Source organism: Rhodoligotrophos defluvii (assembly GCF_005281615.1).
Taxonomy (GTDB): domain Bacteria; phylum Pseudomonadota; class Alphaproteobacteria; order Rhizobiales; family Im1; genus Rhodoligotrophos; species Rhodoligotrophos defluvii.
The window spans coordinates 251235-269713 of the sequence record NZ_SZZM01000001.1; the positions used below are offsets into that span (position 1 = coordinate 251235).

18 protein-coding genes are annotated in these 18479 nt (G+C 64.9%); 5 read left to right on the forward strand and 13 right to left on the reverse strand.

Going from position 1 to position 18479, the window contains the following annotated elements; all coding sequences use genetic code 11:
* Positions 1-76: 76 nt before the first annotated feature.
* A complete protein-coding gene (locus E4P09_RS01170) occupies positions 77-931 on the forward strand; it encodes a hypothetical protein (protein ID WP_137387765.1) in 855 nt (284 codons plus the stop codon).
* Here the strand turns inward: E4P09_RS01170 and E4P09_RS01175 are convergent.
* Entirely contained in the window at positions 918-1424 is a 507-nt protein-coding gene (locus E4P09_RS01175; RefSeq protein WP_137387766.1) for a c-type cytochrome, read from the reverse strand. The two genes, E4P09_RS01170 and E4P09_RS01175, sit on opposite strands and share 14 nt — an antisense overlap.
* Positions 1425-1685: 261 nt before the next feature.
* Positions 1686-2189, reverse strand: a complete 504-nt coding sequence (locus E4P09_RS01180) for a YciE/YciF ferroxidase family protein (RefSeq protein WP_137387767.1) — start codon at positions 2187-2189, stop codon at positions 1686-1688.
* A gap of 319 nt (positions 2190-2508) precedes the next feature.
* Between E4P09_RS01180 and E4P09_RS01185 the strand changes: the two genes are divergently transcribed.
* The 3 genes from E4P09_RS01185 to E4P09_RS01195 all read left to right on the forward strand — a co-directional run bounded on the left by E4P09_RS01185 (position 2509) and on the right by E4P09_RS01195 (position 7717).
* Positions 2509-2904: a hypothetical protein gene (locus E4P09_RS01185; protein ID WP_137387768.1), complete on the forward strand. Its 396-nt coding sequence runs from the start codon at positions 2509-2511 to the stop codon at positions 2902-2904.
* Between the two features lie 226 nt (positions 2905-3130).
* Positions 3131-5734 carry an ATP-dependent chaperone ClpB gene (gene clpB, locus E4P09_RS01190; protein ID WP_137387769.1) on the forward strand — a complete coding sequence of 868 codons (2604 nt, stop codon included), beginning with the start codon at positions 3131-3133 and terminating at the stop codon, positions 5732-5734.
* Positions 5735-6004: 270 nt separating this feature from the next.
* Complete coding sequence (locus E4P09_RS01195; RefSeq protein WP_170984166.1) at positions 6005-7717, forward strand: uracil-xanthine permease family protein; 1713 nt, start codon at positions 6005-6007, stop codon at positions 7715-7717.
* A 14-nt stretch (positions 7718-7731) separates the two neighbouring features.
* Here E4P09_RS01195 and E4P09_RS01200 read toward each other — a convergent pair whose 3' ends face one another.
* The 7 genes from E4P09_RS01200 to E4P09_RS01230 form a co-directional block, all read right to left on the reverse strand.
* Positions 7732-8295, reverse strand: coding sequence for an NADPH-dependent FMN reductase (locus E4P09_RS01200; protein WP_137387771.1), 564 nt, complete (start codon positions 8293-8295; stop codon positions 7732-7734).
* Between the two features lie 269 nt (positions 8296-8564).
* Positions 8565-10556 carry a PhoX family protein gene (locus tag E4P09_RS01205; protein ID WP_137387772.1) on the reverse strand — a complete coding sequence of 664 codons (1992 nt, stop codon included), beginning with the start codon at positions 10554-10556 and terminating at the stop codon, positions 8565-8567.
* A 138-nt stretch (positions 10557-10694) separates the two neighbouring features.
* Positions 10695-12053, reverse strand: coding sequence for an esterase-like activity of phytase family protein (locus E4P09_RS01210; RefSeq protein WP_137387773.1), 1359 nt, complete (start codon positions 12051-12053; stop codon positions 10695-10697).
* 123 nt (positions 12054-12176) lie between these two features.
* A complete protein-coding gene (locus E4P09_RS01215) occupies positions 12177-12686 on the reverse strand; it encodes a GNAT family N-acetyltransferase (protein ID WP_137387774.1) in 510 nt (169 codons plus the stop codon).
* A 39-nt stretch (positions 12687-12725) separates the two neighbouring features.
* Positions 12726-13517 (reverse strand): RT0821/Lpp0805 family surface protein, encoded by a 792-nt coding sequence (locus E4P09_RS01220; RefSeq protein WP_137387775.1) that lies wholly within the window; start codon positions 13515-13517, stop codon positions 12726-12728.
* Positions 13518-13528: 11 nt separating this feature from the next.
* On the reverse strand, positions 13529-14071 hold the full coding sequence (locus E4P09_RS01225; RefSeq protein WP_239024985.1) for an RNA polymerase sigma factor: 543 nt from the start codon (positions 14069-14071) through the stop codon (positions 13529-13531).
* A gap of 157 nt (positions 14072-14228) precedes the next feature.
* Positions 14229-14636, reverse strand: coding sequence for a hypothetical protein (locus E4P09_RS01230; RefSeq protein WP_137387776.1), 408 nt, complete (start codon positions 14634-14636; stop codon positions 14229-14231).
* A 240-nt stretch (positions 14637-14876) separates the two neighbouring features.
* On the opposite strand from E4P09_RS01230, the gene E4P09_RS01235 reads away from it, so the two are divergent.
* Positions 14877-16055, forward strand: a complete 1179-nt coding sequence (locus tag E4P09_RS01235; protein WP_137387777.1) for a S8 family serine peptidase — start codon at positions 14877-14879, stop codon at positions 16053-16055.
* 104 nt (positions 16056-16159) lie between these two features.
* On the opposite strand, the gene E4P09_RS01240 is transcribed toward E4P09_RS01235, so the two are convergent.
* The 4 genes from E4P09_RS01240 to E4P09_RS01255 all read right to left on the reverse strand — a co-directional run bounded on the left by E4P09_RS01240 (position 16160) and on the right by E4P09_RS01255 (position 18416).
* On the reverse strand, positions 16160-16351 hold the full coding sequence (locus E4P09_RS01240; RefSeq protein WP_137387778.1) for a hypothetical protein: 192 nt from the start codon (positions 16349-16351) through the stop codon (positions 16160-16162).
* 156 nt (positions 16352-16507) lie between these two features.
* Positions 16508-16993 carry a hypothetical protein gene (locus E4P09_RS01245; RefSeq protein WP_137387779.1) on the reverse strand — a complete coding sequence of 162 codons (486 nt, stop codon included), beginning with the start codon at positions 16991-16993 and terminating at the stop codon, positions 16508-16510.
* Between the two features lie 254 nt (positions 16994-17247).
* A complete protein-coding gene (locus tag E4P09_RS01250) occupies positions 17248-17568 on the reverse strand; it encodes a DUF1236 domain-containing protein (protein ID WP_137387780.1) in 321 nt (106 codons plus the stop codon).
* A gap of 32 nt (positions 17569-17600) precedes the next feature.
* Positions 17601-18416: a DUF1236 domain-containing protein gene (locus tag E4P09_RS01255; RefSeq protein WP_137387781.1), complete on the reverse strand. Its 816-nt coding sequence runs from the start codon at positions 18414-18416 to the stop codon at positions 17601-17603.
* Between the last annotated feature and the right edge of the window lie 63 nt (positions 18417-18479).

The following is an 18479-nucleotide window of genomic DNA, read 5'->3' on the forward strand; positions in this document are numbered from 1 at the left end:
GCATCTCCGATCCGGAACAGCTCGCGAGCTCCGTCGTTAGCACGGCATTAACCCTTCTGAACTGGGGGATGCCGGTATGGCCGGACTTGCCATTCGCTGGACCATTGGCGACGTGAGCCGCCGCGGCTTCGAAGCTCTGCGCTTCTCCATCTTCGGCGCAACGAAGGTCTATGGCGCGCTGGCGCGCTACAGCGTGTGCGTGAACACCCTTTCCATCGCAGAGGCGAAAAGGCGCACTGGCCCGGTGCCCGATGATGTCGAATGGCGGCAGGTCCAGTTCGACGACATTCCGGACTTCATAAGATGGCAGCTCGATCGCGGGATGGCCGAGGGGGTCGCCTGGAAGTTCGCACCGCTACGGCTCTATCCCGAGCGCCATGAGCTCGCGCTGGACAACGATTGCATCCTTTGGCGCGAGCCGTCTGCCTTGCGCGCGTGGCGGCAGGCGGAGGACGCCAGCACCACTATCCTTGCGGAAGACGTGCGTCCTGCCTTCGGCCAGTTTTCGCGCTTCTGCCATGCTCCACGCAATTCGGGCGTGAGGGGGTTGCCGCCCGGCTTGGATTACGGGCGGCTCCTGCGTGCGCTGCTGGCGCGGTCCGGCGTCGTCTTGCGGTCGGAACTCGACGAGCAAGGGCTGCAAGCCGCGGCGTTGATGACCTTCACCCGCTGCCTGCACGTGTCCCTCGCCGATGTCAGCCTGTGCTCGCCCTTTTCCCCCAACACGACCGGTTTCGGCGAGAATGGCGCCCATTTCATCGGGATCAACGTCAAGCAGATCCCCTGGCACTATTACGGCCGGCCGGCCGACGACTGGATCGACGAGCATTGGCGGCGCTGCCGGCCGGCACTCTCCCGACTGGTGGGGATGGCCCCGCCAGATGAAACCCGCATGGCCCCTTTGGCCCGCCATTCCGCTACTGGGGCATGACGACCGTCAGGTAAGGCGCGGTCGGCTTCTCCCCCGGGCCGACGATGGGCGGAACCGCGTTGCGAACCGGCTCCAGGCTCTTCAGATATGCCGCCAGGGCGAAGGCGTCCTTGTCGGTCAGCTTGCCATAGTGGGGATATGGCATGGCCGGGGCGAGGACGCGCCCGTCCGGCCGCTCGCCGGTGCGGACGGCTTTCACGATTTCCGCCTCGCTCCACTTGCCGAGCCCGGTCTCCGGATCGGGTGTGAGATTAGGCGGATAGAAAATGCCGAGGCCGGGGATCTCGAAGCCCACCTCGGATCCGGCCAGCGCGCGCGTGTGGTCCGGCTTGCCGAGGAAGACGCCCGGCGTGTGGCAGCCCCCGCAATCCATGATGGTGGCCAGATATTCTCCGCGCTTGATCCGCTCGTTTGCCGATGATGGCGAAACGGCAGCCGCGATGGAAACCAGAACGCCCAACCCAACTGCCCCCCGCAAGCCTGAGGCCCACATCGATCCTTCTCCCTTCAAACCAGTGTCCCTGGTGAGATGCATGTCCGCCCCGTCGTTCGGCCGCCACGCGAAGGTGGTACCGAACGTGTCGTCCTGCACTATTTGAGAGATGCTCCTGAATCCTGCCTGAATGCGGCCTCATTTCAGCGGCGAGCGGCACGATGCGGGTGTCGATGCCCGCATGGGGATGGGCCGCACCAGGCCCATCCGGATCAGGAGGGGGAACGAGAAAGAGGTGGTTGATGCGGGCCTTGGCCCGGCTCAGCGGCTTTCCAGCTCCACCGCCGTCGGGGTGATCACGCCTTCCGCCAGGTCGGAGAGAACGAGGTCGGTATCCTTCTCCTCTTCCAGGATGGCGGACAGGATCTCACGGTCGCTGTCGAGACTTAAGGCCTTCGCATAGGCCGCCAGCGTGCCGTAGACCGCGATCTCGTAATGCTCGATGCGCTGGGCGGACGCGATCATCGCCGCATCGCGCAGCGGACCCTTGGCGGTCATGGCCGCCATCTTCTTGGTTTCGATGGTCAGCGCCTCGAGGCCCTGGTCGGTATGCGCGGTCGTGTCAGCCGAATGACTGCCGAGCACCGCTTCCACCATGCGCTGGTGCTCGCGGGTTGCCGCCGCATGATCGCGAAACGCCTTCTGCAGATTGGGATCGGAGGCCCTTTCCGCCATCTCGCCGAGCGCACCCTTCAGCATGGATTCGAAGCTGCGCGCCTCCTGCAGCTCGGCGATGTACATGTCCTTCAGGCTGGTGATGTTCATGTTCACGGTCCCTCCGTAAAATCTGGAGAAGCCGAATGGCGAGATCAGGTTCCCGCTTCGTCTCACCGGCAAGACCTTGCGTGCAGGCCCGGGGGCTTACGTCTTCAACGCCTGCAGCTGCCGTCCCCGCCGTGTCGAGATCGCGCCAGTCATGGGCGCTGTAGCGGCTTAGCACCATATCGAAGCTCGCGCTCTGAAGGGCAGCTGCTCCAACTGGCCAGAGTTGGTCGACGGATGACCGCGAGCCAACTATGTTCTCTTAAGCGAAGAATTAATTGCGAAAGGGAGGCTGGTGCTGCTTCGTCTAGGATGTGCGCTGGTGATCGCGTGCCTTACCACAGCTGCTGCAGCCGAGCGGCGCGTGGACTGCACGTTCGACCGTATGACGGGCTTCAACGCGCTGGAGGGCAAGATCGAGCGCACCAGGGCCGATACCATCTCCCGATGGTCGACAACCGATGACGAGCAGGCCGAAGGGCCCAATGGGCGTCCAACCGAGGAAGGCGGCGAGATCAAACGGCTCGACACGCCTGAGACCCTCAACTGGATCGAGATCGGCCCAGCCGGCGGCATCACGGTCACCACCATCTACAAGCAGGTGCGCCGTTCGCCCGGCCGCTATCTCGCCAGCCAGTCACGCACGTCGCCGCTGGCCGTGGCCGGGGCGACGCCGACCCTTTCCATGGGGGCCTGCCGCATCGAACCACCTCTGTAACAGGTCCGCCAACGGTCTGGTCACCAAGCCGGAAAGATGCGCATGCAGCTCGACTTGCCCAGCTTGTGCGGCCGGTTTCCCACCATATATTCTCACCGCAGGCTATGCATGACGGGGATGCCTGACGGGTCCCCGGCGGCGTGGCTTCACGCAATAACAACAGGCGCCGTGCCGCACGTGCCTCTCTTGAGGGCTCAAGGCTGCGGCGTGCTGAGAGAGGTGGACAATGGATCTCGAAAAATTCACGGAGCGGGCGCGCGGCTTTCTGCAGTCAGCACAAGGCCTGGCGCTCCGCGAGGGGCATCAACGTTTCACGCCAGAGCATATTCTCAAGGTTCTGCTGGACGACGACCAGGGTCTCGCAGCCGGCCTGATCAAGGCGGCCGGCGGCGATGTCAATGCGGCGCGCCAGGGGACCGCGCTGGCCCTGTCCAAGCTGCCGAAGGTCGAGGGCTCCGGCGCAGGCCAGCTCTACATGGCCCCGGAGACGGCGCGGCTGTTCGACAATGCCCAGAAGCTCTCGCAAAAGGCAGGCGACAGCTATGTCACGGCGGAGCGGCTGCTGCAGGCGCTGACCCTGGAACAGGGCACCGAGGCCGCGCGGATTCTGAAAGAGGCCGGCGTCACGCCGGTGGGCCTCAACAAGGCCATCGACGAGTTGCGCAAGGGCCGCACCGCGGATACGGCTTCCGCGGAAAACGCTTACGATGCGCTCAAGAAATATGCCCGTGACCTGACCGAGGCGGCGCGCGATGGCAAGCTCGACCCGGTGATCGGACGCGACGAGGAGATCCGGCGCACCATCCAGGTTCTGTCGCGGCGCACCAAGAACAATCCGGTGCTGATCGGCGAGCCGGGCGTGGGCAAGACGGCGATCGTCGAAGGGCTCGCCCTGCGCATCGTCAATGGTGACGTTCCGGAATCCCTGCGCGACAAGCGTCTGCTGGCGCTCGACATGGGCGCACTGATCGCCGGCGCCAAGTATCGCGGCGAGTTCGAGGAGCGCCTGAAGGCCGTTCTGGAGGAGATCACCGCCGCCGAGGGCAACATCATTCTGTTCATCGACGAGATGCACACGCTGGTGGGCGCGGGCAAGGCGGAAGGGGCGATGGATGCCTCGAACCTGCTGAAGCCCGCCCTGGCCCGTGGCGAGCTGCATTGCGTCGGCGCCACAACGCTCGACGAATACCGCAAGCACGTGGAGAAGGACGCGGCCCTGGCCCGTCGCTTCCAGCCGGTGTTCGTGGCCGAGCCGACGGTCGAGGACACGGTATCCATCCTGCGCGGGCTCAAGGAGAAGTATGAGCTGCACCACGGCGTGCGCATCACGGACGCAGCGATCGTGGCGGCGGCAACCCTGTCCAACCGCTATATCACCGACCGGTTTCTGCCGGACAAGGCCATCGACCTGATCGACGAGGCGGCCTCGCGGCTGCGCATGCAGGTGGACTCCAAGCCCGAGGAGCTCGACGAGCTCGACCGCAAGGTGATCCAGCTCAAGATCGAACGCGAGGCCCTGCGCAAGGAGACCGATCGCGCCTCCCAGGATCGGCTGGAGCGGCTGGAGAAGGAATTGGCCGATCTGGAGCAGCGCTCGGCCGAACTGACCCAGCGCTGGAAGTCGGAGAAGGAGAAGCTTTCCTCCGCCCAGAAGCTCAAGGAAGAGCTGGATCAGGCGCGCATCGAACTGGAGCAGGTGCAGCGCCGTGGCGACCTGGCACGCGCCGGCGAGCTGGCCTACGGGGTGATCCCGCAGCTCGAGCGCAAGCTTAAGGACGTGGAAGATGCCCAGCAGGGCGGCGCTCTGGTCGACGAGGCGGTGACAGACAACCACGTGGCGCAGGTCGTCTCGCGCTGGACCGGCGTGCCGGTGGACAAGATGCTGGAGGGCGAGCGCGAGAAGCTCTTGCGCATGGAGCTGGAGCTTGCCAAGCGCGTCATCGGCCAGGACGAGGCCATCGAGGCGGTCTCGACCGCGGTCCGGCGCGCGCGCGCCGGCCTCAAGGATCCGAACCGGCCGATCGGCTCGTTCCTGTTCCTGGGGCCCACCGGCGTCGGCAAGACGGAGCTCACCAAGGCGCTGGCCTCCTTCCTGTTCGACGATGAGCAGGCAGTGCTGCGGCTCGACATGTCGGAATACATGGAGAAGCACGCGGTTGCCCGGCTCATCGGCGCACCGCCCGGCTATGTGGGCTATGAGGAAGGCGGCGCGCTCACCGAGGCGGTGCGGCGCCGGCCCTACCAGGTGGTGCTGTTCGACGAGATCGAGAAGGCGCATCCGGATGTGTTCAACATCCTGCTGCAGGTGCTCGACGAAGGCCGCCTCACAGATGGCCACGGCCGCACGGTGGATTTCCGCAACACGCTGGTGATCCTGACGTCCAATCTCGGGGCGGAGATCCTGGTCAATCAGCCGGAGAACGAGCCGGTGGAAGCGGTGCGCGGCAAGGTCATGGACATCGTCCGCGCGAACTTCCGGCCCGAGTTCCTGAACCGGCTGGACGAGATCCTGCTGTTCCAGCGGCTCAGGGCCGAGCAGATCCGCAAGATCGTGGACGTGCAGATCGAGCGGCTGCAGCGGCTGCTGGCCGACCGCAAGATCACCGTCGACCTGGACGACAAGGCGCGCGACTGGCTCGGCCGCCGGGGCTATGACCCGGCTTACGGCGCACGGCCGCTGCGGCGGATCATCCAGAAGTCGCTGCAGGACCCGCTCGCCGAGCAGATCCTGGCCGGCAAGATCAATGACGGTGATACGGTCGACGTCTCGGCGGACGACAACGGCCTGCTGATCAACGGTGCGCCGGTCAGTCTCAAGCAAGCGGCCTGATCACCCTGCTGGCACGTCCCTTTCCCCTGGGGCTCTGGATCACCGGGTCAAGCCCGGTGATGACGATTTGTTTTGTCAGTCAACAACTTACGTCATGCCCCGCCTTGAGCGGGGCATCCAGGGGCCACACGGCACAACTGCCGTTTGCACCCCTGCGCCGTCCCTTCTTCACTTTCATATTGGCAGTCTTGGCCGGTTGAGGGATAAGCAAGGCTGGTCGGAATGCTTGCCACTCGGACCGGTGGGTTGCGCGCAAGGGGGGCCGTGCATTTGCCGAAACCGCCAGCGAATATCGATTTCGGTGTCGACGACCGCCCGCCTACCCTTCAAGTCGTACTGCTGGGCATTCAGTACGCCTTCCTGCTCTCGGTCTATCTGGTCATCGTGGTGATCATCGTGCGCGCCGCCAAGGCGGACCCCGCCATGGCGCGCAGCGCGGTCAGCATGGCGATGATCGCGGCGGCCATCGCCACCGTGCTACAGGCGCTGCCGCGCGGGCCCGTGGGCTCAGGCTACATGGCGCCGCCGGTCTATTCGGCGATCTATCTCGGTCCCTCGATCCTCGCGGCGCAAACCGGCGGGTTGCCCGCGGTGTTCGCCATGACCGTCTTCGCCGGGCTGGTGGAAGCCCTGCTCTCACCGTTCCTGCACCGGCTGCGCATCATCATGCAGCCGACCATCAGCGGCCTCACCATCTGTGTCATTGCCCTCCAGCTCGGCGTCGTGGGCATGCAGCAGACCCTTGCCGTGCATGATGTGGGCACGCCCGCCTTTCCCGAGCATGTGGCCGTCTCAGTGATCACGCTCGGTACCGCCATCGGCCTGACCATCTGGGGCAAGGGCGTATGGAAGCTGGTCTGCTCGCTGCTCGGCATGATCGCCGGCGTCACAGCTGCGCTGATCGCCGGGCTGTTCCCGCCGGAGACCTTCGCCCAACTCGCGGCGACGCCCTGGTTTGCGCTGCCCGACCCGCGCTACATCTCGTTCCGGTTCGATATCGCGTTGCTGCCCACCTTTCTTGCCGCTGGCTTGGCGGCCACCCTGCGCACCATCGGGGTGGTGACCACATGCCAGAAGGCCAATGACGCCTCCTGGACGCGGCCGGATTTCAACAATCTGCGCAAGGGGGTGCTGGCCGACGGCCTGGGTTGCGCCGTCGGCGGCGCCTTGGGGGCACCGGGCATGAACATCGCGCCGAGCCTGGTAGGCGTGTCGATCGCCACCGGCGTGACCAGCAGGGTCATCGCCTATGCCTGCGCGACGGTGCTGGTGATCCTGGCCTTCGTCCCCAAGATTGCCGATGCCTTCCTGCAGCTGCCCATGTCGGTCGCCGGCGCCCTGCTCGTCTTCACCGCGTCGATCATGCTGGCGAGCGGTTTGCAGCTGATGATCTCGCGGGTGCTCGACCTGCGCTCCACCTTCATCATCGGCCTCGGGCTGCTGGTGCCCCTCACCCGGATGGTGAGCCCCGATTTCTTCGCGCAGCTGCCGTCTTGGGTGCGGATCTTCGCCGACAGCGACCTCGCTGTGAGCCTGATCGTGGCCATTGGTCTCCTGCTCATCTTCCGCATCGCCTCGCGCAAGACCGAGGTCATCCTGTGGAAGAAATCGGACGAGGCGCTGACCAGCCTGCGGGCCACGCTGGAAAAGAACACCAAGGCTTGGGGGCTCAACAAGGCCACCATCGACCGGGTGATGACGAATGTGGAGCAGGCGATCCTGCTGCTCAAGGAAGGCCGGCTGCTCAAGGAGCCGCTGGCGATCGAGGCCATTGCCAGCCAGGAGTCGCTCGACATCGAGCTGCACTATACGGGGCTGCCGCTGTTCATCAACGACATCAATACGCCGCTGTCGGAGGCCAACGAGGAGAGCCCGGCCGCCATGGGCATGCAGCACATGTCGCTGGGCGTGTTTCCGGACCGCTCATCGACGACGGCCCGGGGCAGCGAGAGCATCGTGCGGCTCGGGTTCGATATCGTCTGAACGGCCACCAGTTTTTAGCCGCGCATGGTCTTGAGAGCTTCCGCCCAGCGATGGAGCTCCTTCAGCATGGCGCTAGCGCTCTTTGTGTGCACCTCCTGGGGCTCGAAGCGGCCGTCCTTCACATGCTGCTGCACGTTGGGGATCATAACCGCCTCCACGATGGGCATCATCTTCAGGGCGGTGATCAGCAGCTTGGTCTGCTGGGCGGACCTCAAGCCGCCGGACACGCCGCCATAACTCACGATGGCGGCAGGCTTGTAGTTCCACTCGCGATAGAGGTAATTGAGCGCATTCACCAGGGCCGGGGTCGGTCCGAAATTGTATTCCGGCATCACGAACACGTAGGCGTCGGCCGGTGCCATGGCTTCGCTCCAGCGCTTCGTGTGCTCGTGCCGATACTCCTGCAGGCTCGGGTGCTTGGGTTCGTTGAAGACGGGAAGGTCGAACTCGGCCAGGTCCAGCAGCTTGACATCGAAGCTGCCCTGCTCCTTGGCGAAACCGTAGAACCACTGGCCGACGGGCAGCCCGACCCGGCCCGGGCGGGTGCTGGCGATGATGACGTCGAGAATAAGGCTCATGCAGATGCTCGCTCGCGACAGGCTCTGGTCTATGGAAATGGCGCAACGCCAATAACGTTGCCAGAGTGCGCCAGCGCGGGATGATCGCAAGAAGGCAGTTTCAGGTCACCGGGTTACAGCCATGTGCCTGGCCTCTACCCAGTATCATTTGACTTTCAGCTATTTACGTCACCGCCGGGGCCCCGACCCGGCGGTCCAGGGGTTGCGGATGCCCGGCTCGGTGCCAAGGCGCGGCCGGGCGTGACGATGGTGCTCAATTCAGCTGGTACTCAGGCGATCTTGCCGCCGTCCTGCTTCGTGATCACCACCACCGAGGGACGCACGGGCATGTCGTCGCGGAAGTCGGGCCAGCGGGTCGAGAGGTCCTCGTAATAGGAAGGCCGGCCGAACTTGTCCCAATCCTCGCCGCCATCGCCCGGGTGCTGCACGGCGACGAACATGGAGGTCATGTCCGGGGTGAGCAGCGGCCCGCACAGCTCCGCGCCTACCGGCACCCGGTAGAACAGCTTGGAGGTACCGCGCGCGGCGCCTTCGGTATCGACCGCCCACAGGCCGTCGGTGCGGCCGGTGGCCTTGGGCGAGTTGCCATCGGTCGACACCCACAGACGTCCTTCCGCGTCGATGGCGCAGTTGTCGGGCATGCCGAACCAGCCGTTCTTGGTGGTTTCGGTGGAGAAGGTGGCCCCCACCTCGGCAATGGAAGGATCGCCGCAGCGCAGCAGGATCTCCCACCGGCCCTTCGTCGCGCTGAAGTCACCGCCGTCCTCGGCAATTTCGATGATGTGGCCGAAGGCGTTGTTCACGCGCGGATTGGCGGCATTCGCCTCCTTGCGCTTGGTGTTGTTGGTGAGCATCACATAGACGCGGCCATTCGCCCCGTTGGGCTGCACGTCCTCCGGCCGGTCCATGGGCGTTGCGCCGAGAAGGTCGGCGGCGCGGCGCGTCTCGATCAGCACATCCGCCTGGCTGTGAAAGCCATTGGCCTCGGTCAGCGGCCCCTGGCCGAAGACGAGCGGCAGCCAGTTCAGCGTGCCGTCATCCTCGAACTTGGCCACGTAGAGCGTGCCATCATCCAGGAGGTCCATGTTAGCAGCGCGGTCAGTCGGCTTGAAGGTGCCGGCGGTCACGAACTTGTAGACATAGTCGAAGCGCTCGTCGTCGCCGAGATAGAAGACGACCTTGCCATTGTCAGCCACGATCGACTCGGCGCCCTCGTGCTTGAAGCGGCCGAGCGCCGTGCGCTTCTTCGGCGTGGCATTGGGATCGAGGGCATCCACCTCGACGACCCAGCCGAAGCGGTTCGGCTCGTTCGGCTCCTTGCCGATGTCGAAGCGCTCGTGGAACCTGCCCCAGCCATAGGTGCCATCAGGCACGCCCACGCGCTTGTAATTGGCGGCCTCACGGTGGCCCTCCGGCAGTTCGCCAATGAAATAGCCGTGAAAGTTCTCCTCGGCCATGATGTAGGTGCCCCAGGGCGTGACCCCGCCGGCGCAGTCGTTCACGGTGCCCAGCACCTTGCGCCCGCTCGGATCGGCCTTGGTCTGCATGCGCGGATGCCCTGCCGCCGGCCCGGTGATCTCCATTTCGGTTGCGGCAGTGATGCGTCGGTTATAGGGGCTGTCCTTCACCACCTGCCATTTGCCGTCCACCTTGCGGATCTCGACGATCGAGCCGCCATGGGCAGCCATCTCGATATCCACCCGCTTGGCATCGGGCTCGGCCACCTTGATCTCGCCGTCGACGATGGTCACGATGCCCGGGAACATCAGATGCTCGTTGGTGTATTCGTGGTTGACCACGAGCAGCCCGTGCTGCGAGGAGCCGTTCAGCGGGATGAAGCCGACATAGTCGCTGTTATAGCCGAACTGGCGGGCCTGGGCCTCGGGGGTCTGGTTGGCAGGGTCGAATGCGGGCGAGTCGGCGAAGATGGGGTCGCCCCAGCGCAGCAGGATGTCCGCATCATAGCCTTCGGCCACATGGTGGGTTTCATCCACTCCGGCCTCGACCTCGGTGAACATGAAGCGGGACGCCGTCGGCGCACTGGCCTTCGCGGTGCGGGCGGAGAGGAGCGCGATCGGGCTCACGGTCGCGGCGATGGCGGTCGCCGCGAGCGAGCCGGCAAGGAAGCCACGGCGGGAGAAGCGGGCGGCGATGATCTCGCCCATGGTGCGGTTCTTGGTGGGGTTGAGGCCTTGGCCATCCGCCTCCTCCAGGCGGCTGGTGCGAAAGACGTGGCGCCCATCGGAAACGTGCTCGGTCATGGCAATGACACCTCGGCAGGCATGCGCTGTTTGGAATGACTCCAGACTGGATTAAGGCCTGCCCGTTACAGGTGCGTGACAGCTGGTCACGGGTGTTCTGCCCCGGCGCGGCGGGCGACCAGGCCGGGGCAGAACCGATCATTCCGCCTTCAGGAACTCGCCCACCTCGAGCAGCACGAATTCGTTGTCGTCCGCCTTGTCGGTGGTACGGCCGGCCGAGAAGGGCAAGTTGTTATCGTTGCCGACCACGATATGCGCGTCGTCGATGACGTCCACGTTCTCGATCGTGACGAAGGGCATGGTATAGACACCCCCGCTGGCACCCTGCCGCGCCTTGCCGTTCGGGTCCTTGATGGCCAGGAGGTCTATATAGCCGATCTTGCGCACCGGCTCGCCCTTGCCGTCCGCGGTGAGCGCAATCTTGTAGATGCGCTTGAAGGCAGCCGGTTTGTCGAAGCAGTCGGGCTGCGGATTGGCGGGGTCGGCGCAGGCCTTGTCGGCCATACCGGCGCCGTTGTCACGCTCGATCACCAGGCCGGTCGTCTCGTTAATCATGTTGAAATCGCCGATCGCCTCCCCGCCTTTCGACAAGGGATAGGTCCAAGAGCGGCCGGTCCAGTCGCCCTTGGCGATATCGAATTCGATGATGCGCAGCGCCGGGTTGCCGTCGACGGTCTCGACATTGCCCTCAGCGGTGAACAGCGGCGCTTCCAAGAGCGCATAGAGCCGGTTGCCATCGGGCGAGATGGCCATGCCCTCATAGCCGCCCGAGCGCTTGAGGTTGAAGCTCGGCATGGGGGCCTTCGGGTTGGCCGGGGTGGTGAGCGTGGGATGGTCCGGCGACTTGACGGGCTTGCCGTCCACCATGGTCTCGTGCACCGCCTGGAGCCGGCCCTGCCGGTCCACTTTCAGCAGATAGGGACCGAACTCGTCGCCGATCCAGAACCCATCGGCCACGGGCTGGATTGATTCGATGTCGAAATCGGCACCGGTGAGGTAGCGGGCATTTGCGCCTTCCATGGCGATCGGGAACGGCACGACTTTGTCGGGATCGGTCAGGAACACGGTATCGAGACGCTCGACCCCGCCGTTCTGCCAATCCAAGCGGATGTGATGCAGCATCAGCGCGGCGTCGGACGAATTGAGCTTGTTGCCGAAGCCATTGTCGGACAGTACCCAGAAGGTGCCGTCATCCATGGCTTTGATCCCGGAGAAGCCCTGCAGCGGCTGCCCATCGAGCGGCAGCTTCACGTGGGTCACCCGGGCGCTGTCCTTGCCCGGCACTGTGCCCAGCGCCTCGGCGCGCTTCCGGTCGGGCGTGGTGAACTTGCCCGCCTGCTTCAGGTGCTCGGGCGCATCGGCCGGCGCGGGTACGGTGCTGTTGGCGGGAAGCACCGCCTGGCCGGCGAGAGTGGCCGGATATTCCTTCTCCTCGGCAAGCACCGGGCTGGCCAAGGCAATGGCAATAGCAGTCGCTGACAACAATGCTGCACGCATGTCGAACCCCTCATGAGACCTGTTCGTGGACGGGTCAGGAGGATTCGCGGCTTTGAATGTCAGGTGCTTGACAGGGCGGTGAAGGTTGAATGACGAACAAGCCTCGCGAATGTGGGAAGGCACTCACCCCACCGGCCCGGTCGCGGAGAAAGCGGCATGGAAGCTGACAAGGCCGCGTGGCATGACCGGTCCGAACGACAGTGCCAGCAAATAATCCGCCGGGACCTCCGGCGCGTGAAGTTGAGGCGCGGCGCGAAAGCCAAAGCGCTGATAGTAGCCGGGCGAGCCGACGAGCACGCAACCGCCAGAGCCGATCTCACGCAGACGAGCAAGTCCAGTCTCTATCAGACTGCGACCTATTCCGAGGCGCTGCCGATCCGGCCGTACGGCGACGGGACCGAGGCAATGCCAGTCGCTCTCTCGATTGTCGATTGTCACCGGCGAGAAGGCGATCTGGCCAATGATCTGCTCGTCCTCTTCCGCCACTAGTGCGAGCACCGCACCACCGCCGCGCCAAAGCGCATCGGCGATGAATGGCTCATGACCGCTGCTATAGGGTTGCCCGCGAAAGGCCGCTGTCACTACGTCATGGACAGCCGCCCCGTCAGCATTCCTTTGGTCACGAATGATCATCAGGAGCCCCCTGGCGCCGTGTTCCCCGCAGCGTTCCCATCAGTTCCCGAGCGCGACCTGTTCGGCTTCCCTGTCGAGCGGTTGGCCAAGGCCGGCCTGGCGCAGATAGGCGGCCATCGGCCCGTCGTCCCCCGCGGGCACGTATTCCGCGCTGCTCGTGGGTTCCAGTGTGGCGAAGGTCACCTGCCAATCGCCGTCATCCCGGCAGGCGACCGCCTCGCGGCGGACTTGGCTGTCGCTGACGGTGAACTCCCGGCACAGGCTGCCGTCGGGCCGCTTGAAGCTGGCGATGGCACGCAGCGTACCCGCGGGGGTTGACTGCTCGGCGCCTGAAGGCAGCGTGCCGAGATTGGCAAGGATCTCGGGGTGATCGAGGCTGGCAAGCAGGCCTGCTTGCTCCGGTGGCTCCGCAGACCCCTCGAGCCGCTGGCCGCCCAGCGCGCCGAGGCCGAGGCCGATCACCAGAGCGATGGAGGCGGCCAGGGCAGCCTTGCGCGATGAGTGGCGTGCCGGACGCTCAGCGGACGCCCGCGCTGGTGGCGGAGCCGGCGGGATCGGTGACGCCGGCTTGTCTGCTGGCTGGCCCTGGCCGGCAATGGCGCTGCGCACAGCGGCCTCGAGTTCCGGCGGCACCGGGGTCGACGGGGTGTGCGAGAACGCCTCACGCGCCAGATGCCTGCTTCTGATGAATGCAACCACCCGCGCGACCAGGCCCGGATCTTCCGTCATCGCCCCCTCGATCGCAAGGGCGACCTTCTCGTCCAGCTGGCCGTCTGCATAGGCCATCAGGGTCTCGTCACTGAAATGGAGCCGAGCCTGTCGCTGGTCCATGAGCCTGTTCCCTATCTGCGTGTCGGCTGGCCTCCATTCGTCAGCTCAAGCAAGCGCTTGCGTGCCCGTGCCAGCCGGCTCATCACCGTTCCAACCGGCACACCCAAGATGTCGGCCGCCTCTCGGTACGTCATGTCTTGTCCACAGACAAGCAAAAGCACCTCCTGCTGATCCGGCGGCAGCAGATCGATCGCACGGCAGACCTCGGCCAGCTCGAAGCGCGACATGATCTGCGGCTCGGCATCGGGCGCAGCCACCTCGGCCGCGGCGTCGTCCTGCCCGGACACCAGCTCCACCTTCTGCCGACGGACAACGTCGATCCAGTGATTGCGCAGGATGCGGAAGACCCAGGCATCGAACCGGGTTCCCGGAGTCCAGCTCTCGGCCGCGGCCAGAGCGCGGACACAGGCATCCTGGACCAGATCATCGGCCATCGCGGGCGACCGGCACAGGAGCAGCGCATAATGGCGCAGTCTCGGCAGCAGACAAACGAGATCATGCGCGATGCTTGATCCTGGTGCTTCCTTGTCTTCCAGAGAAAACGCTACGCTCACGCGTTTATTCCCGTTCACTGCATTGCCTTGTCTTGACTCATGGGCGTCGGCTGGCGTCCACTCCGCCTGGAGCTAATAGCCGCTTGGCCCGTTAACGTTCCTGAGATGGCGCTCGATGCACCGCTTCGCCGCAGTGCGCGTCGCCCGTCCCGCTGTGTTATCTCACGGAGACCGCATGCTCCGCTATTCCCTTGCTCTGGCTTGTATCGCGGCGCTGGCCGTTGCGTTGCCTTCCCTTCCGCGCTTTTCCGAAAAGAACGGCACAAGCCTGGTTTTCGATGCATCGCCGGCCTTCGCGAAAGGAAATGGCGGGGGCAAGGGCGGCGGTGGTGCTGGTAAAGGTGGCGGCGCCGGTGCTGGCAAGGGCGGGGGTGCCGGTGCGGGAAAAGGTGGCGGCGCTGGTGTCGGTAAAGGCGGCGGTGCTGGTGCAGGTAAAGGCGGCGGTGCTGGTGTCGGTAAAGGCGGCGGGGCTGGTGTCGGTAAAGGCGGCGGGGCTGGTGTCGGTAAAGGCGGCGGCGCTGGTGCAGGTAAAGGCGGCGGTCCCGGCAAGGGCGGTAATGGCCATGGCAAGGGCGGGGCGGGAAAAGGTGCTGCTTCGGCTAGCAAGGGCGCGAGCAACGGTGTTGCCAAAGGCGCAACTTCAGCCGCCGCCTCGGCCGTCTCGGCCGCGCCGGGGAATCGGGCGACCCGCAGCGTCACGGCTCCGCTGTCCAGCCGCTCGGTCCGGACAGCGGTGCCGAATGCCACGACCCCTTTGTCTACCCCGCAGCGCGCTCAGCCCTCGGTGCAGCCGGCCGATGCGCAGATGCAGGCCACCGTTACGCCAGCGGCGGAAATGCGAGCTCAGCTGGGCGCCCACTCCCCGCGGGAAATCGTGGCCAGCGGCCTTACCGAGCAGGACCTGCAGCGGCTGTCCACACGAGGGTTCCGGGTCGAGACGAGCTCCGCAGGACGGATCGGTCCCAAGCTCGTGCGCTTACAGATCCCACGCGGCCATTCCCTGGAACAGGCCCGCTATGCCGTTCGGGAGGTGAATGGCAGTGCAACAACCGAGCTCGACTATCTCTATTTCCTCGATGGCGAGGCCAGCTGTACCAGTGGTGATTGCAGCCGGCGGCAGAGCGTCGGGTGGCGTGCCGCTCAGGCGATCGCCTGCGGGACGGTGGGGAAGATCGGCCTCATCGACACCCGTATCGATCTACAGGACCCCTCCCTCACGGGGCGCGACATCGAGGTCGTGGTTGCACGGCGCAGCGACACACGCCCGGCCGATGCCGGGCACGGCACGGCGGTGGCGGCGCTGCTGGTCGGGCAGGGAGATCTCTCCGGCCTCGTTCCCGAAGCGGCACTGGTGGCTGCTGACGCATTCTATCGCGGGCCCGATGACGAGCGGGCCAGGACCGATGTGGTCACCCTGGTGCAGGCGATCGAGATGCTGGCGGAAAAGGGCGTGCAGGTGATCAACCTCAGCCTTTCCGGGCCGGACAGCCCGATCTTGCGGCAGGCGGTCGCGGCGGCCCTACAAGCCAAGATCGTGCTGGTTGCGGCCGTGGGCAACGAAGGGCCGCATGCGCCTGCCTCCTACCCTGCCGCCTATGACGGGGTTATCGCGGTCACCGCGATCGATCGGGAAGGAAATATCTATCCGCGAGCCAATCAGGGCGCCTATGTGGACCTGTCCGCCCCCGGCGTGGACCTGGTGCTGGCTGGCGGCGGCGGTGGCCAGGCGCTTCGGTCAGGGTCATCCTATGCCGCACCTTTCGCCACGGCAGCCGCCGCGCAGCTGCTGGGATTTATGCCAGACCTGCCACCAGCACGCATCCGCTCCGTCCTGGCCACGTACAGCGTGGACCTGGGCGCTCCCGGCCGCGATCCCGTGTTTGGCGACGGGCTGGTGCAGGTCGGCGCCCTGTGCAGGGCCGCTGAGACGCGGTTTGCCTTGTCCGGGCGCGGAATGGAACAGATGCCCGCGGCCAAGCCCTAAGCTCACGGCACGTCAGCCGCATCGGATGCCATTCCGGCTCACGGTGACGCAAAGAAAGAAACGCGTTGAAAAAAGGCCGGCTGAATGCCGGCCTTTGCCCGGATTCACCAGTGGTGATGGTGATCCACCGGCCAGTGATAGTAGGGGTCCTGATGGTTGTCAAAAAGCGCATCAAAGATGCGGCCGGGGATCGAGAGCAGCTCGTTCACGGCTCTGCCGATGACACCACAATGGCGGTCGCGGTAATCGTCATAGGGGCCCTGGTAGCCGCGGTAGTGGTGATATTGGTATGACATAATTCAAAAGCTCCACATGGCCATGAAAACGGCACGTGGCAGGTAGTTTCTGAATCCGGCCTAATTGTGGTGCCTTAGAGATGGAACTCTCAACAAAGAGGGGCCGGCAGGATGCCGGCTGGAGTTAGTTGCTCATTGCAGACGATCGCTACCGGTTCAGAAGTGGTGGTAGTCTGAATGGTGATAGCCCTCGTGATATCCTTCGCGGAACGCTTGAGCCGTATCTCCTAGGGTGTTTCCGACAGCCTGAGCTGCTTGCCCCGCTACCTGCCCAGCGGCATTGACGGCTTGCCCGGCAGCACCGATGGCCGCCCCGGCCACATGGCCAGCGGTGTTCACCGCCGCGCCTGCGGCGTGGGCGACAGCACTTCCCGCGGCCTGGGCTGCGGTGCCTATCCCGTGAACGGCCGCTCCCGCCGCATGCCCAACGGCGTTGACGGCCTGCCCGGTGGCATCGATAGCGGCCCCTGCCGCGTGGCCAGCCGCATTGACAACGACTCCTGCCGCGTGCCCGGCGGCATGCACGGCATCTTGGGCGACCTCCGGTATCTTGTCGGGCAGCGCCACTGTCGTGCCGAATATGTTGCCCAGGCCGTAGAATACGTCTTTAACAAAATCACCTAAGTGGCTAAATATACCCATCTACAAATCTCCTACGCAAGCAGCTCCCAACCACGTTCGTAAAGAGGGGTCGTGGACCTTTCCTGCAGACATAATGATTTATAAATTTAAATCTTTTACAACTGCATCAAGATATCTCTCGCATAATACAATTTTTAGGCGAGTCATGCAACGCATACGGAAATAAACTTTGCGGAATCATCGTTTTATAGCTGCGTTTGTCTTAAAGGTGGCCACCGGTTGAGCAGAGGTGGCCACCTTTCGCCGGGGGAGGGTCAGTCGATGATCTGCACGATCCTGCGGCTGCCGGGCTCGACAAGCACCGTGCGGCCATCCACGATCACGTAGCGGTACTCGCTCACTTCGGGCACGCCCTCGATCGTGTGCAGCTCGACCTCGGCAGGCAACGTGGCGCCAACCTCCAGTTCGACGGAGCCGGGCAAGGTGACCGGCGCGACGGAGTGCTTGGTGACGTATTCCTTCACCACCGTCTGCTTTTCCGGCGGCAGCACCACCGTCGTGGTCTGCGCAAAGGCTGGAGCTGCCGTGCCCGCAAGGAGCAGCATCGCCGCGATCATGGATTTACCGGACTTCATGACGAAACCTCTTTCCATTGTTGAGACCCGGGTCAGGCGATCACGTAGACGATCTCGTAGGTGCCGGGATCGACGATGATGATGCGGCCATCCGCCAGCACGAAATAGCGATAGGACCGGTAGGCCGGCACGATCTCCACGATGCGCGGCGGAAGCGGGTACAGTTCGATGGTCCGCGGAATGGCCACGCCGACCGAGATATTGAAGTCGATATCGCGGATCGGCTCGACGTCTGTCTCACGGATCGTCTGCTTGATGACGGTCTTTTCCCTGTTGTCGATCTTGACGTCGGTGCCGCTCTCCTTGCTCGCGCTCTGCTCCGATGAGCCGCGCCGCTGGTTGGTGCCGCTCTGGGATTCTTCGCTCTGCTCGCCGCGCGTGGTCGAGCCGGTACGGGTCTGGGTGTCGGTTTCCTGCTGACCCTGCTGGCGCTCGCGCCTCTGCTCGTTGGACGTGCCGGACTGGCGCTGCTGATTGTTGGTCCCGTCCTCGGTGCCGGCCTGGCTGTCGGTTCCCGCGTCGGATCCGCCCTGCCGACGCTGGGTCGTGGCGCCGGTTCCCTGGCCGTCGGTTGCGCCTTGGCGCTGCTGCATCTGCTGGCCACCTTGCGCCGCACCGCCCTGGGCGGAGCCACCGCCCTGCACTGCGCCGCCGCTCTGAGCCGACGAACCGCTGCCGGGCAAGGTGGTGCTGCCGCCGGCTCCGGCACCGCCCTGGGCCGACGCGCCGCCTTGGGTGGTTGCGGCACCGCCGCCACTGCCCTGCTGCTGCAGAGTGGTCTGAGCGGAAACCGTCGCGACGCCGAGAAGCGCCACCGTCGCTACACTTGCCAGTAATCGGGAAATCATGGTCTTTTCTCCTTCCAGTAAAACTTGCCTTCAGGAAAGATAACGAGCGCCTGCTCGAGTTAT